At 60.1% G+C, this 13,717-nt stretch carries 15 protein-coding genes; 13 read left to right on the top strand and 2 right to left on the bottom strand.

Translation table 11 applies throughout. The features are described from left to right. Positions 1-2: 2 nt before the first annotated feature. From napF to LXM94_RS17130, 11 genes are all read left to right on the top strand, one after another. Positions 3-506 (top strand): ferredoxin-type protein NapF, encoded by a 504-nt coding sequence (napF, locus tag LXM94_RS17180; RefSeq protein WP_235772697.1) that lies wholly within the window; start codon positions 3-5, stop codon positions 504-506. Next, positions 499-783 carry a chaperone NapD gene (locus LXM94_RS17175; RefSeq protein ID WP_235772696.1) on the top strand — a complete coding sequence of 95 codons (285 nt, stop codon included), beginning with the start codon at positions 499-501 and terminating at the stop codon, positions 781-783. Before napF ends, LXM94_RS17175 begins: the two co-directional genes overlap by 8 nt. Next, positions 758-3,262 (top strand): periplasmic nitrate reductase subunit alpha, encoded by a 2,505-nt coding sequence (gene napA, locus LXM94_RS17170; RefSeq protein ID WP_235772695.1) that lies wholly within the window; start codon positions 758-760, stop codon positions 3,260-3,262. The genes LXM94_RS17175 and napA overlap by 26 nt, the downstream gene beginning before the upstream one ends. A 17-nt stretch (positions 3,263-3,279) precedes the next feature. Then, positions 3,280-3,723: a nitrate reductase cytochrome c-type subunit gene (locus tag LXM94_RS17165; RefSeq protein WP_408015658.1), complete on the top strand. Its 444-nt coding sequence runs from the start codon at positions 3,280-3,282 to the stop codon at positions 3,721-3,723. After that, a complete protein-coding gene (locus LXM94_RS17160; protein ID WP_235772693.1) occupies positions 3,723-4,430 on the top strand; it encodes a NapC/NirT family cytochrome c in 708 nt (235 codons plus the stop codon). The genes LXM94_RS17165 and LXM94_RS17160 overlap by 1 nt, the downstream gene beginning before the upstream one ends. Positions 4,431-5,108: 678 nt before the next feature. Next, positions 5,109-5,498, top strand: coding sequence for a c-type cytochrome (locus LXM94_RS17155; RefSeq protein WP_235772692.1), 390 nt, complete (start codon positions 5,109-5,111; stop codon positions 5,496-5,498). 133 nt (positions 5,499-5,631) lie between these two features. After that, on the top strand, positions 5,632-6,447 hold the full coding sequence (locus LXM94_RS17150) for a cytochrome c oxidase subunit II (protein WP_235772691.1): 816 nt from the start codon (positions 5,632-5,634) through the stop codon (positions 6,445-6,447). Positions 6,448-6,486: 39 nt separating this feature from the next. Next, complete coding sequence (locus tag LXM94_RS17145) at positions 6,487-8,265, top strand: cytochrome c oxidase subunit I (RefSeq protein WP_235772690.1); 1,779 nt, start codon at positions 6,487-6,489, stop codon at positions 8,263-8,265. After that, on the top strand, positions 8,262-8,969 hold the full coding sequence (locus LXM94_RS17140; protein ID WP_235772689.1) for a cytochrome c oxidase subunit 3: 708 nt from the start codon (positions 8,262-8,264) through the stop codon (positions 8,967-8,969). The genes LXM94_RS17145 and LXM94_RS17140 overlap by 4 nt, the downstream gene beginning before the upstream one ends. Positions 8,970-8,980: 11 nt before the next feature. Then, positions 8,981-9,700, top strand: a complete 720-nt coding sequence (locus LXM94_RS17135) for a heme-copper oxidase subunit III family protein (protein ID WP_235772688.1) — start codon at positions 8,981-8,983, stop codon at positions 9,698-9,700. Between the two features lie 11 nt (positions 9,701-9,711). After that, the gene (locus tag LXM94_RS17130) at positions 9,712-10,056 is read left to right on the top strand and encodes a cytochrome C oxidase subunit IV family protein (protein WP_235772687.1); all 345 of its coding nucleotides are present in this window, start codon (positions 9,712-9,714) and stop codon (positions 10,054-10,056) included. Between the two features lie 328 nt (positions 10,057-10,384). Here LXM94_RS17130 and LXM94_RS17125 read toward each other — a convergent pair whose 3' ends face one another. Continuing rightward, positions 10,385-10,576, bottom strand: coding sequence for a hypothetical protein (locus tag LXM94_RS17125; protein ID WP_235772686.1), 192 nt, complete (start codon positions 10,574-10,576; stop codon positions 10,385-10,387). 523 nt (positions 10,577-11,099) lie between these two features. Between LXM94_RS17125 and LXM94_RS17120 the strand changes: the two genes are divergently transcribed. Together LXM94_RS17120 and LXM94_RS17115 are read left to right on the top strand one after the other, a co-directional pair. Beyond that, entirely contained in the window at positions 11,100-12,260 is a 1,161-nt protein-coding gene (locus LXM94_RS17120; protein WP_235772685.1) for a glycosyltransferase family 4 protein, read from the top strand. Beyond that, complete coding sequence (locus tag LXM94_RS17115; protein ID WP_235772684.1) at positions 12,257-13,096, top strand: sulfotransferase domain-containing protein; 840 nt, start codon at positions 12,257-12,259, stop codon at positions 13,094-13,096. The genes LXM94_RS17120 and LXM94_RS17115 overlap by 4 nt, the downstream gene beginning before the upstream one ends. 24 nt (positions 13,097-13,120) lie before the next feature. Here the strand turns inward: LXM94_RS17115 and LXM94_RS17110 are convergent, their stop codons facing one another. After that, entirely contained in the window at positions 13,121-13,705 is a 585-nt protein-coding gene (locus tag LXM94_RS17110) for a hypothetical protein (protein WP_235772683.1), read from the bottom strand. Between the last annotated feature and the right edge of the window lie 12 nt (positions 13,706-13,717).

The following is a 13,717-nucleotide window of genomic DNA, read 5'->3' as shown; positions in this document are numbered from 1 at the left end:
TCATGCGGCACGAGGCGGTGTCCCGACGTGAATTTCTAAGAGGCGGCAGGCGGAGCGAAATCGCCCGCATCCGGCCGCCCGGCGTGTCGCAGGAGGCGCTTGCGGCCTGTACCGCTTGCGGCAAGTGCATCGAACACTGTCCGACCGGGATCGTCCATCTCGCCGACGGCCTGCCCGCCATCGATTTTTCCAGGGGCGAGTGTACCTTTTGCGGCGCCTGCGCGGCAAACTGTCCCGAGCCGGTTTTCACCGAGGTCGCGGCCACACGCTTCGATCACATCGTCACTATCGCCACTTCCTGTCTGCCGTTCCAGCGCGTCGATTGCCAGGCGTGTCGCGACGCTTGTCCCGCGGGCGCGATCCGTTTTCGCCCGGTGCGTGGTGGACCCTTCGTGCCGGACCTGATCGCCGAGGCGTGCACGGGATGCGGTGCCTGCATTTCCGTCTGTCCCGTCGGTGCGGTCGCGACCGCACCGCTCGTTGCGGAGGCGGCCACCTATGCCTGAAACGCGGCGCCATCACATTTCAAGCGCAGTGATCGTCGCCAGGCCCAGCTGTCTGGACGACGTGCTCGCAGCACTTGCCGGCTTCGACAATGTCGAGGTGCACGGGGCGGAGAGAGGCAAGATCGTGGTCGTCATTGAAGGGCCGAGTACCGGCGTGCTCGGGGATACGCTGATGCGCATCTCCACCCTCGACGGGGTGATCGCCGCAAACATGGTTTTCGAACACGTCGACATGGAAGAGGACGAGGTTGATGGGCAGCGAACTGACGCGGCGTGACATCCTGAAGGCCCAGGCGGCGGGCGTCGCGGCGGCCGCGGCCGGTATTGTGCTTCCCGCCGCCGCCCAGCCGGTGCCTGGCGGGGTGAGCGCGCTCGAGATCAAATGGGACAAGGCGCCCTGCCGCTTCTGCGGCACGGGCTGCGGCGTTATGGTGGGCGTGAAGGAAGGCAAGGTCGTCGCCACGCACGGCGACATGCAGGCGGAGGTCAATCGCGGTCTCAACTGCATCAAGGGCTATTTCCTGTCGAAGATCATGTACGGCGCGGACCGGCTGACGACGCCTCTCCTGCGCAAACGGGATGGCGTCTATGCCAAGGACGGCGAGTTCGAGCCCGTCGCCTGGGAAGAAGCCTTCGACGTGATGGCCGAGCAGGCCAAGAAGGTGCTGAGGGAGAAAGGCCCCACTGCCGTCGGCATGTTCGGTTCCGGCCAGTGGACGATCTTCGAGGGCTATGCCGCGACCAAGCTGATGCGCGCCGGCTTCCGTTCGAACAATCTCGATCCGAACGCCCGCCACTGCATGGCGTCGGCCGCCGTCGCCTTCATGCGTACCTTCGGCATGGATGAGCCGATGGGTTGCTACGACGACTTCGAGCATGCCGATGCCTTTGTGCTCTGGGGTTCCAATATGGCGGAGATGCACCCGATTCTCTGGACCCGCATCGCCGACCGGCGCCTGGGGCATGAGCACGTGCGCGTGGCGGTGCTTTCCACCTTCACCCACCGCAGCATGGACCTCGCGGATATCCCGATGGTCTTCAGGCCAGGCACGGATCTCGTCATCCTCAACTACATCGCCAACCACATCATCGAGACCGGACGGGTGAACGAGGACTTCGTGCGCAACCACACGAAGTTCGTGCGTGGTGTCACCGACATCGGCTATGGCTTGAGGCCAGACAATCCGGTGGAAGTGAATGCGGCCAATTCCGCGGACCCCGGCAAGACGGAGGCGATCGACTACGAGGCGTTCAAGGCCTTCGTTTCCGAATACACGCTGGAGAAGACGGTTGAGATGACGGGCGTCGAGGCCGGTTTTCTCAGGCAACTCGCCGAGTTGTACGCCGATCCGGACCGCAAGGTCATGTCGCTCTGGACCATGGGTTTCAACCAGCATGTGCGCGGCGTCTGGGCGAACCAGATGGTCTATAATCTGCACCTGCTGACGGGAAAGATTTCCGAACCCGGGAACAGCCCGTTCTCGCTGACCGGTCAGCCGTCCGCCTGCGGCACGGCGCGCGAGGTGGGCACCTTCGCCCATCGCCTGCCCGCCGACATGGTTGTGACAAATCCCGAGCATCGCAAGCATGCGGAAGAAATCTGGCGCATCCCGCACGGGATCATCCCCGAAAAGCCGGGCTACCATGCGGTTCAGCAGGACCGCATGCTCAAGGACGGCAAGCTCAATTTCTATTGGGTGCAGGTCAACAACAATGTCCAGGCCGGCCCGAACACATCGAACGAGACCTATCAGGGCTATCGCAATCCGGACAACTTCATCGTGGTCTCGGATGCCTATCCGACGATAACGGCGATGAGCGCCGACCTCATCCTGCCCGCCGCCATGTGGGTCGAGAAGGAAGGCGCCTACGGCAACGCCGAGCGGCGCACCCATGTCTGGCACCAGCTCGTACAGGCGCCGGGTGAGGCGCGCTCGGACCTTTGGCAGATGGTTGAGTTCTCCAAGCGTTTCACGACAGACGAGGTCTGGCCGGCCGAGCTTCTTGCCGCCAACCCCGAATACAAGGGCAAGACGCTCTACCAGGTGCTCTTTGCCGAAAGCGATGTCGCGAAATTTCCGATCGATGAGGTCAAGCCCGATCATCTCAACAACGAGGCGCAGCATTTCGGCTTCTACCTTCAGAAGGGCCTGTTTGAGGAATACGCCGCCTTCGGCCGCGGCCATGGCCATGACCTGGCATCCTATGACACCTATCACGAGGTGCGGGGTCTGCGCTGGCCGGTCGTCGAAGGCAAGGAGACGCTCTGGCGCTACCGCGAGGGATACGATCCTTATGTGAAGCCCGGCGAGGGCGTGAAGTTCTACGGCAACAAGGACGGCCGGGCGGCGATCATCGCCGTGCCCTACGAGCCGCCGGCGGAATCGCCGGATGACGAGTTCGATACCTGGCTCGTCACCGGCCGCGTGCTGGAGCACTGGCACTCCGGTTCTATGACAATGCGTGTTCCCGAGCTCTACAAGGCCTTTCCCGGCGCGCGCTGTTTCATGAATGCGGACGATGCGCGCAAGCGCGGCCTCAACCAGGGCTCGGAGATCCGCATCATCTCGCGGCGCGGCGAAATCCGTTCGCGCGTCGAGACGCGCGGCCGCAATCGTATGCCGCCAGGCGTGATCTTCGTACCCTGGTTCGATGCCAGCCAGCTCATCAACAAGGTGACGCTCGACGCCACCGATCCCATCTCGAAACAGACGGATTTCAAGAAATGCGCAGTCAAGATCGAACCCGTCGCCTGATTGTGGGGCAAAGATGGATGCTGGCCGTGCTCGGCGCAGCCGTGATCGCCACCGGCGCCATGGCGCAGATGGTCCCGGAACTCTCCGGTCCCGAAGGCGACGCGATGCAGACACTTCCGGCCGATCCGCTGCCGAAATGGATCATCGACGACATCAGGCGCATGCGCGCCTACCCCGAGCAGCCGCCCGTCATCCCGCACTCGATCGACGGCTACCAGCTTTCGGTCAATGCCAACCGTTGTCTCTCCTGCCACAAGCGCGAGTTCTCGCAGGATGCCGGTGCGCCGATGATCAGCATCACGCATTACATGACCCGTGAGGGCCAGATGCTCGCCGACGTCTCGCCGCGCCGCTATTTCTGCACCGCCTGCCACGTGCCGCAGGCCGATCACAAGCCGCTCGTCGACAATACCTTCAAGGACATGAGCGAGCTTGGCGTCACCAAGGCGGGAAGCGAGTGATGGTGGCGCGCGTCAGAGCAATCCTCGCCTGGGTCTGGACCGTGTTGACCACGCCGGCGGCAACGCTCAGCCTCGCATTCCTGACGCTCGGCGGTTTCGTCGGTGGTGTGATGTTCTGGGGTGCGTTCAACACGGCGCTGGAACTGACGAACACTGAAAAGTTCTGCACCTCGTGTCACGAGATGAAGGACAACGTTTATCAGGAGCTGACCAACACGGTGCACTTCACCAACCGCTCCGGCGTGCGCGCCTCCTGTCCCGATTGTCATGTGCCGCACGAATGGACCGACAAGATCGCCCGCAAAATGCAGGCCTCGAAGGAGGTCTGGGGCAAGATCTTCGGCACGATCAGCACGCGTGAGAAATTTCTCGACATGCGGCTCGAACTGGCAGAACACGAATGGGCGCGGCTGAAGGCGAACGACAGTCTGGAATGCCGCAACTGCCATTCGTCCGTGGCAATGGACTTCACCAAGCAAACCCAGCGCGCTGCGGATATTCACTCTCGTTTCCTGCTCACCGGCCGTGCGACCTGCATCGACTGCCACAAGGGCATCGCGCACGAACTGCCCAACATGGAAGGTGTCGATCCCGGCTGGAAGATGCCGAAGGAACTGGAAGGCGAGTCCCTTCCGGCCGCGTCGAACGACGCCATCGGCGATCTGCGCAGGGCTGTCGCCAGCGCACATGGTATGGCGACGTTCTAAAGCTTTCCAGTCGAAGCGAAATCGCTTCGGCGTCGGATAATGCGGTAAAAACAAGATTATAGAGTATTTCCAGTGATCCTGTTTTCACCGGAAATACTCTAGACGATCTGTCTCGATGCTCGAAGAGGAGTGACCTTTTCGTGACCAACCCTTTTGGAATGCGCCCCTTGGGGGGGGACAGATCGGGATGATGAATTGACCGTCCGACCGGGTTTTCGGAAAGAATACCCAAGGCAAAGCACCGCAGTCACAGCGCAGAATTCGAACGCAGGTCGTGCAGGAATTCCTCGCCGGCGAGACGCTGCGTGGTCTGGCAAACGCCACGACGTGTCGCGTGACCCTTATCCGCATCTGGGCGGCCGCTGAAGTTTCATGAAAAGTACTGTCGCGAAAATCACCTACAAGACCGACCTCTGTCCGGAAAGTCATTCGTTTTGAACAGAGCCTCGCAGCATGAGGCGGATAGACGCTCGCTTGAGGAAGGCGAGCGCGCTAGGGTCTCGAAGCCCCTGGCGCGCCTGCGGCGTCGCCCCGGCCATGTGAGCATCCGTTCGACCAAAATGAGGCAGAACCCTTGCCACCAAAAGAGATTGAGCTTTTAATGCTGCTGTCACCGTCCGCTGAAGTGTAAAGGCGGATGGTCAGTGCTGGGCAACCTTGGAGAGGTTGAGGTTTGCCATGGACCACCGTGCTGTTCAGCTACTCTCCGCGTCCATTGTTGCTTTCTTCCCGTTTGACGTTCGGGCAGAGGAAGGCGACGCGACGGCAGGCGCCGCCGCATTCAAGAAGTGTGCGATCTGTCATATCGTTGATTCGGATAAAAACAAGGTTGGCCCGTCGCTAAACGGACTGTTCGGAAGAAAAGCCGGAACGCAGCCGGGTTTCGCCTATTCGTCTGCGATGAAGGCAGCCGGCGACGGCGGTCTCATCTGGGATGAAACCACGCTGCGTGACTACCTGCACAATCCAAAAACGAGCGTGAAGGGTACAAAAATGGCCTTTCCTGGCCTGAAGGACGACCAGGAAATAACCAATCTCATCGCCTATCTGAAGCAATACTCCAAGTAACTCTTGGATGCCGCCCGATGGCACAGCCCTAAATTGTCAGAATTGCTTGCATTTTCGATTTGTGAGATAGTCGCTGCGTTGTTTTGTAGATGCGGTTTCATATCTACGGTCGGGTCGGCTCGAGGAGGGGCGGATGGCTGTCGCATTGATCCTCGTCTTGCTGGTAGCGGCCTCCGTGTTGTTCCACGTGCTGAGCCCGTGGTGGTGGACGCCGATCGCGTCCAACTGGACCTATATCGACAGCACACTCGTCATCACCTTTTGGATTACCGGTGTCGTTTTCGTCGCCGTGGTTTGCTTCATGGCCTATTGTGTCTGGCGCTTCCGGCATAGGCCGGGAAACCGGGCAGCCTACGAACCGGAAAACCGGAAACTGGAATGGTTGCTGGCGTCCGGAACCGCCGTCGGTGTCGCTGCCATGCTCACGCCCGGGCTTTTCGTTTGGAACCAGTTCATCACCGTACCGGACGAGGCGACACCGGTCGAGGTCGTCGGTCAACAGTGGCTATGGAGCTTTCGCCTGCCGGGAGCTGACGGCAAACTCGGCCGATCGGAGACAAGGGACATCAGCCCGGAAAATCCGCTCGGCGTGAACAAGAACGACGCAGCCGGTCTCGACGACGTCATCATCGAGGGCGGCGAGTTGCATCTGCCGGTCGGCAAGCCGGTACGCATACTGTTGCGTTCTATTGATGTCCTCCATGATTTTTATGTCCCCGAGTTTCGGGCCAAGATGGACATGATCCCCGGCATGGTGACCTATTTCTGGTTCACGCCAACGCGGACGGGAACGTTCGACATTCTCTGCGCCGAACTCTGCGGCGTCGGCCATTCGCAAATGCGGGGGACCGTCATAGTCGAGGCGGCGACGGACTATCAGGCATGGTTGGAACAGCAACAGACCTTCACTCAACTGCTGGCATCGGGAGAGCCGCAACCGGCGAACTGAGCCTCGCGGGAAGGTTTTGGAGCAACGGGAGGAAACATCATGGTGGACAGCCCGGCCGGCAGCGTAGACACCGTCCCACCCGCCGAAATCGAGGATGTGGACCTCTACCATCCGAGAAGCTGGTGGACCAAATATGTCTTCAGTCAGGATGCCAAGATTATCGCAGTGCAGTATTCCGTCACGGCTATATCGATAGGTCTTGTGGCACTCGTTCTTTCCTGGCTGATGCGCCTGCAGCTTGCCTTTCCCGGATATTTCGCCTTCATCGATGCAGATCACTATTATCAGTTCATCACCATGCATGGCATGATCATGGTGGTCTACCTGTTGACCGCCTTGTTTCTCGGAGGCTTCGGCAACTACCTCATTCCCCTGATGGTCGGTGCCCGCGACATGGTGTTCCCTTATGCGAACATGCTGAGCTTCTGGATCTATCTGCTCGCGGTACTCATCCTGGGTGCCGGTTTTTTTGCCCCCGGCGGACCGACCGGCGCCGGCTGGACGCTCTATCCACCACAGGCCGTTCTGTCCGGTACGCCGGGTGGGCAGGACTGGGGCATCATTCTTATGCTCTTGTCGCTGATCGTTTTCATCATCGGCTTCACCATGGGCGGCCTGAACTATGTGGTGACTGTGCTGCAAGGCCGTGCTCGCGGCATGACGCTGATGCGCATGCCCCTGACCGTGTGGGGCATCTTCACCGCGACAGTGATGGCGTTGCTTGCCTTTCCCGCGCTCTTCGTCGCATCGGTCATGATGCTCTTTGACCGCCTCCTCGGCACCAGCTTCTTCATGCCCGCGATTGTCGAGATGGGCACGCAGTTGCAGCACGGTGGCGGCAGCCCGATCCTGTTCCAGCACCTGTTCTGGTTTTTCGGGCACCCGGAGGTCTATATCGTTGCGCTGCCCGCCTTCGGCATCGTATCGGACCTCATCAGCACGCATGCACGCAAGAACATTTTCGGTTACCGGATGATGGTCTGGGCGATCCTCATCATCGCTGCCCTGAGCTTCGTCGTCTGGGCGCACCACATGTATGTCAGCGGTATGAATCCCGCCTTCGGCTTCTTCTTTGCAACGACAACGCTTATCATCGCCGTTCCAACAGCGATCAAGGTTTACAACTGGGTGCTGACGTTGTGGCGGGGCGACATTCACCTGACGCTGCCCATGCTCTTTGCGCTGGCTTTCATCGTCACCTTCGTCAATGGCGGCCTGACCGGGCTGTTTCTCGGCAATGTTGTCGTCGACGTTCCGCTGTCGGACACGATGTTTGTCGTGGCCCATTTCCACATGGTCATGGGTGTGGCGCCGATCCTCGTCGTCTTCGGGGCGATCTATCACTGGTACCCGAAAGTGACCGGACGCATGCTGAACGACACGCTTGGCCATATCCATTTCTGGATCACCTTCCTCGGCGCCTATGCGATTTTCTTCCCGATGCACTACCTCGGCCTGCTCGGAGTGCCGCGCCGCTACTATGAGATGGGGGAGACAAGCTTCGTTCCTCCTTCGGCCCACACGTTGAACATATTCATCACCGTGATGGCGCTCATCGTAGGCGCCGCGCAGGTCGTCTTCCTGTTCAATCTGGTTTGGAGCCTTTTCAGGGGAAGGGCGGCGGGCGGCAATCCATGGCGTGCGACAACACTTGAGTGGCAGACACCCGAGACACCGCCGGTCCACGGCAATTGGGGTAAGGACCTGCCGGTCGTCTACCGCTGGGCCTACGACTACAGCGTACCGGGAGCCGCGGAGGATTTCATTCCGCAGACGCAACCCGCAATCGGCGGTGTAACGCGAGAGGTCATGAGATGACTGTCACGCTGTTCTTTCTCGCTGTCATCCTTGCCATCATCGCCTGGTGGATGGCGGGGCAGCGCCTCGCCTCGAAACCCTGGCTTGAAGCGAGCCCGGTGCAAACGGCGACCGGCCGCGAACGTCCATCCGCACCAGCGATAAACCTTGGTCTTTATGTTTTCCTCGGCGTCGCCGCCGCTCTCTTCAGCCTTTTTATCAGCGCCTATTTCATGCGGATGGCGTCCTCGGATTGGTGGGGGATACCGGTTCCTCGCCTGCTGTGGCTGAACACCGCGGTACTCGCCGTCAGCAGCGTTGCACTGCAATGGGCAATGAAGGAAACACAGCATGGCCGGATGGAAAACCTGCGGCCGGCCCTTGCCGCCGGTTTCCTTCTCGCTGCCCTCTTTCTTGCAGGACAAATCCAGGCCTGGCGGGAACTGAACGCGGCCGGCTATGTGCTTACCGACAACCCTGCCAATAGTTTCTTTTATATGTTGACCGGCCTGCACGGCCTGCACATTCTTGGCGGGCTTGTTGTGCTTGGCCGCACGACCGCCCGAGCCTTTTCAGGGGGCGTTCCGCCGGAAAGCCTGCGCTCCAGCGTCCACCTTTGCGCAGTCTACTCGCATTTCATGTTCGCCGTATGGCTCATACTCCTCGCGGTTTTTGCCGGGTGGGCGAATACTTTCGCTGATCTCTGCCTTCAACTGCTCAGCTAGGAGGCTTGCAGATGGCACAGCCTGTCCAGACCCACAGTGACGCCCCTTCCGGCCCCGCGGGCCTGCGAGGTGTCGCAGCCGATTTCGGCTCCGATCAGCGCTCCTTCAAAACGGCCTCCTGGGGCAAGGCAATGATGTGGATTTTTCTTCTCAGCGACACCTTCGTCTTCGGCTGTTTCCTCATTGCCTATATGACCGCCCGCATGTCGACGCCCGTTGCATGGCCCAATCCGAGCGAAGTCTTCGCGCTGCATATCGGCGGGCAGAACGTCCCGCTGATCCTGATCGCGATCATGACCTTCGTACTGATCTCCAGCAGCGGCACCATGGCGATGGCGGTCAATTTCGGCTATCGCCGGGAACGCGGCAAGACGACCGCTCTGATGCTCGCGACCGCCCTTCTCGGCGCGGCCTTTGTCGGCATGCAGGCCTTCGAATGGACGAAGCTGATATCGGAGGGTGTGCGCCCCTGGGGAAATCCGTGGGGGGCGGCGCAGTTCGGCTCGTCCTTTTTCATGATCACCGGCTTTCACGGCACCCATGTCACGATCGGTGTGATTTTCCTCCTCATTGTTGCGCGCAAGGTATGGCGGCGCGATTTCGATGAGGAGCGGCGCGGCTTTTTCACCAGCAGGAAGGGGCAATACGAGGCGGTAGAGATCATGGGACTCTACTGGCACTTCGTTGATCTGGTCTGGGTCTTCATCTTTGCATTTTTCTACCTGTGGTGAGGAGTCTCGTCATGAGCGAAACAACGACGCGTATACACACACAGAGCGGACAGCATCATCCGGTCCGGCTCTATCTCGTTGTCTGGGGTTTGCTCTTCGTGCTCAGTGCCTTTTCCTACCTGGTCGACTATCTTCAGATTCAGGGTTATCCGCGATGGTCGCTGATCCTTCTGTTCATGATGCTGAAGGCTGGACTGATCGTTGCCATCTTCATGCACATGGCATGGGAACGGCTGGCGCTTGTCTACGCCATCCTGCTGCCACCGCTGCTCGTTCTGGTTTTCGTCGCGTTGATGGTATCGGAATCGAATTATACGATCTTTACCCGCCACGCCTTTTTCGGCGCAGCACAGTAACCCCAGGCCCTTGGAAACGGGCACGATGCTGACGGAATCTCGCGGATCTACTGCGCTCTCGCGCATTTCCGGCAAAAATGAATCGACATTCACCGGCGCCATGTCATTGCGGCGGCGAGATAGATGAGGCCTTTGAAATGAATGGTTCTGCGGCCGTACCGGGTGGCGAAGCGGCGCTCGATGCGGTTGCGACATGTGTGGAGGAGTTCATCGTGCGGGATGATGGTCTTTCGGACGCGGTTTGACGGGATCACCGCCTCGGTCCCGATGCCGGCAATCGTTTCCCGCAGGGCATTGCCGCTGAGCGGCTCGTGCGAGGTCACGCGCTTCAGTGACGGCTGTCGTCGAGGCCGACAAGGTGGCGAAATTTCTCGAGCGTCAAGAAAAGCGGCGCTATCGTTTTGAAGTCTTCCACTTCATAATATACAATATTTCCTTCAATAGCGGTAATCGTAATTTTTTTTCCGGTTCTCTTGGAGAAATATATGTCCCCTGGTTTTAGTTTCTTATTGCCGTTCATGGCCTAGTTGTTTCCCTACTGAGCTATAATATGCTCACTTGTTTTATTTATTTATCTCTGCCAAGCCGAGGGGAATATTGTCCCTTGTTGTCGAGCGCCGGAGTGGCGGGGTGCTCTCCCGACGAACGGTTCGTGCACGATCAGGACCTTCATTGAGGTTTGTCAAATTCGTGGACTAGCTTATGCGGACCGCCGCGAATGTAAACGGGGCAAAATCGATGGCTTGTCGGGACCCCGGCAGCGGTGCACCCAGCGTCGGCTCAGCTTTTGTGCAGACGGGAAGTAGAAGGTCGTCCGAATATTTCCGTGCGGATCCTTTGCGCCTGTCGTCGCCGGCATCACCGGTCCGTCGACCGACGCAGTGCGCTCTTTGGGGCCAGCGTCAGCCAGCTTCCGGCGGGATTTACTTATACTCCCTGTCAGAAAAACCGCTGCGTTGTTGTTGGTGTGTGGATTTTTTGCTTGCGAGCTTTCGAAACAACGATACTGTTGATCTGAGCTGTCCGCAACGGGATTGGTATCCATGGACCGAAGTCTTGCACAGGATGAACCTGCTGCAGCCGCTTTTTCCACCGCCAAAATCGTCATCGTTGTTCCCGGTCTCGGCGCGGGTGGCACGGAGCATGTGGTCAATCTCGTCGCCAACCACTGGGCCGAAAACGGCCTGAAGGTCGTCATCGTCACCTTGGAGCCGCCGGGGTCCGTCGCCTATTACAAATTTCGTCCGGAGATAGCCATTACCCGGCTCGGCGTGCCGCCGAAACGGTCGTCGCGATGGGAGGCGGCGCTGCTCGCGGCGCGGCGGCTGCTTCGTCTCCGAAGCGAGTTGAGGCGCGAAAAGCCGTCGTTTATCCTGAGCTTCCTGACGCGAACGAATGTTCTCACTCTGCTTGCCGCGACAGGCTGCGGCTTCCCGGTCGTGGTCTCGGAGCGCAACAATCCGGACCTGCAGCCGTTCGGTCCCGTCTGGACCTGGCTCCGCCGTCGCCTCTATCCGAAGGCCTATGGTCTGGTGACGATGACGGAGGGAGCGCTGGCCTATTTTTCTCCCGCGATGCGCCGGCGGTCCTGGGTGATACCGAATGCCGTCGATCTGCCCCAGGGCTGGTCGAACCGCCGCGGCGGCAATCTGTTGGCCGCGGTAGGCAGGCTGACACATCAGAAGGGCTTTGACCTCCTGCTCGAGGCCTTCGCAAAGATCCACCGGTCGTTTCCCGAGTGGAAACTCGTCATCTGGGGCGAAGGCGAGGATCGGGCGAAGCTTGAGGAAAAGCGCCGCGATCTCGGTCTGGACGAACGCGTCGATCTGCCGGGCATTACCAAGGCGCCCGGCCAATGGGTTGAAACGGCGGACGTGTTCGTGTTGTCCTCACGATATGAGGGCTGGGGCATTGTCCTGCTCGAGGCGATGGCAGCCTCGCTGCCGGTCGTCTCCTTCGACTGCGAATGGGGACCGCGGTCGATGGTGACCGACGGCGTCGACGGCCTGCTCGTGCCCAATGGCGACGTGGAGGCCCTGGCGGGTGCGCTGACGAGCATGCTGAGCGACGCGAAGCTGCGCGAACGGCTCGGCGCGCGTGCTGCAGCCAGCGCCGAGCGCTACACGCCGAAGCGCGTGCTCGCCGAATGGGACGCGGTCATCCGGCAGGCGCTGGACGATCGGAACGAGGGGAAGAGCATATGACATCCTTGGTGCAACGCATTCAGCGGCGGATTTCCAAACGGATCACGCTGACGAGATATGCGGCGACGGCCGATTGTTTCCTGACGTCCTATCCGAAGTCCGGCCGCACCTGGTTCCGCTACATCCTGTCGCATTATTTTGCCGCGCTCTCCGGCTTCCCTGATGCCGTGAACCTGCACAACATGTTTTCGATCGTGCCCAACTTCGACCTTGATCCGGTTCGCGGCATTCCTGGTTTCCGGCCCGGCGACAACGGCAAGATCCCCAGACTGTGGGTCAGCCACCTCGACTATCGCCTGAGCCTCTTTCTCAATCGTCCGGTGATCTTCATGGTGCGGGATCCGCGCGATGTCGTGGTCTCCGCCTATTTCCACGCCACCAGACACAAACACCGCTTCGGAGGGACGCTGGAGGATTTCATCGAGGACCGGGATCAGGGTGTTCCGGCGATCTGCAGCTATCTGAACGGTTGGGCTCGGGGCATTGCCCGGCGCCGGCACCATGTTCTGAGCTACGAGGCGCTGTCGGAGGACGCCGAACTGGCGACGCGAGCGGCCCTTGAATTTCTCGGTTGCCGCCACGACTCCCAGGCGCTGACAGCGGCGGTCGAGGCCGGGCGGTTCGAATCCATGCAGGACCGCGAGCGTGCGGAGGGCATACCGGCGCACGACTACGATCGCAGCGACACTGACAGCCTCAGGATGCGACGTGGACGCGCACACGGCTTTCACGACTATCTCAACGAGCGGATGATCGGGCGGGTGGAGCAGATCTGCGCATCCAGCCTTTCTCCGCGAGCCAAGCAACTGGTCGCGGCAACCGGCTTCGAACTCTGAACACCTGGTCGCCGGACGGGGCTGTCAGAACAGGAAGTCGTTGTTCGTCAGATCACCGAGATCGACGTCCTCCAACCGGATCGAATGCGAGCCTCCCGTCTTGATAATCACGTCGGATCCCTTCTCCACGACGTGATTGGCCATCAGATCCTTGAAGTGCTTGATGCCGGAGATGTCGCTCAAGTCAAGGATGTCATGGGATTTGCCGGTGGCGCGAAAATCGGTGATGACGTCCTTGCCGTGCGCCTTGTTGAAGTCGAACAGATCCGATGCTGCTCCGCCGGAAAGATTGTCGCCTCCGCCTCCGCCGGTGATCGTGTCTTTTCCGCCATCGCCGCCAATCGTGTCCTTGCCGTTCCCTCCATTCAGCGTATCGCCTCCGCCGGCTCCCTTGAGGATGTTCTTGTTGGAATTGCCCAGAATGGTGTTGGCAAGGCCATTGCCCGTGCCGTTTAATGCCGCAGTGCCGACGAGCGTGAGGTTCTCGACATTGCTGCCCAGCGTGAAGCTGACCAGGGACTGGACGAGGTCGACCCCCAATCCCGTCTCCAGCACACGATCGCCGGTATTGTCGACGACATAGGTGTCGCGGCCGAGCCCGCCGGACATGGTGTCGGCGCC

Origin of the sequence: Rhizobium alarense, assembly GCF_021555155.1 — a bacterium.
In the GTDB taxonomy this organism is placed as follows: Bacteria; Pseudomonadota; Alphaproteobacteria; order Rhizobiales; family Rhizobiaceae; genus Rhizobium_D; species Rhizobium_D alarense.
Note: the sequence above shows the minus strand (reverse complement) of the source record. Positions and strands in the feature narration are given on the sequence as shown.

Excerpts from the sequence above, each read along its gene's own strand:
- napF (WP_235772697.1), top strand. The coding sequence starts at position 3 with ATGCGGCACGAGGCGGTGTCCCGACGTGAATTTCTAAGAGGCGGCAGG.
- LXM94_RS17175 (WP_235772696.1), top strand. The coding sequence starts at position 499 with ATGCCTGAAACGCGGCGCCATCACATTTCAAGCGCAGTGATCGTCGCC.
- napA (WP_235772695.1), top strand. The coding sequence starts at position 758 with ATGGGCAGCGAACTGACGCGGCGTGACATCCTGAAGGCCCAGGCGGCG.
- LXM94_RS17165 (WP_408015658.1), top strand. The coding sequence starts at position 3,280 with ATGCTGGCCGTGCTCGGCGCAGCCGTGATCGCCACCGGCGCCATGGCG.
- LXM94_RS17160 (WP_235772693.1), top strand. The coding sequence starts at position 3,723 with ATGGTGGCGCGCGTCAGAGCAATCCTCGCCTGGGTCTGGACCGTGTTG.
- LXM94_RS17155 (WP_235772692.1), top strand. The coding sequence starts at position 5,109 with ATGGACCACCGTGCTGTTCAGCTACTCTCCGCGTCCATTGTTGCTTTC.
- LXM94_RS17150 (WP_235772691.1), top strand. The coding sequence starts at position 5,632 with ATGGCTGTCGCATTGATCCTCGTCTTGCTGGTAGCGGCCTCCGTGTTG.
- LXM94_RS17145 (WP_235772690.1), top strand. The coding sequence starts at position 6,487 with ATGGTGGACAGCCCGGCCGGCAGCGTAGACACCGTCCCACCCGCCGAA.
- LXM94_RS17140 (WP_235772689.1), top strand. The coding sequence starts at position 8,262 with ATGACTGTCACGCTGTTCTTTCTCGCTGTCATCCTTGCCATCATCGCC.
- LXM94_RS17135 (WP_235772688.1), top strand. The coding sequence starts at position 8,981 with ATGGCACAGCCTGTCCAGACCCACAGTGACGCCCCTTCCGGCCCCGCG.
- LXM94_RS17130 (WP_235772687.1), top strand. The coding sequence starts at position 9,712 with ATGAGCGAAACAACGACGCGTATACACACACAGAGCGGACAGCATCAT.
- LXM94_RS17125 (WP_235772686.1), bottom strand. The coding sequence starts at position 10,576 with ATGAACGGCAATAAGAAACTAAAACCAGGGGACATATATTTCTCCAAG.
- LXM94_RS17120 (WP_235772685.1), top strand. The coding sequence starts at position 11,100 with ATGGACCGAAGTCTTGCACAGGATGAACCTGCTGCAGCCGCTTTTTCC.
- LXM94_RS17115 (WP_235772684.1), top strand. The coding sequence starts at position 12,257 with ATGACATCCTTGGTGCAACGCATTCAGCGGCGGATTTCCAAACGGATC.
- LXM94_RS17110 (WP_235772683.1), bottom strand. The coding sequence starts at position 13,705 with ATGTCCGGCGGGCTCGGCCGCGACACCTATGTCGTCGACAATACCGGC.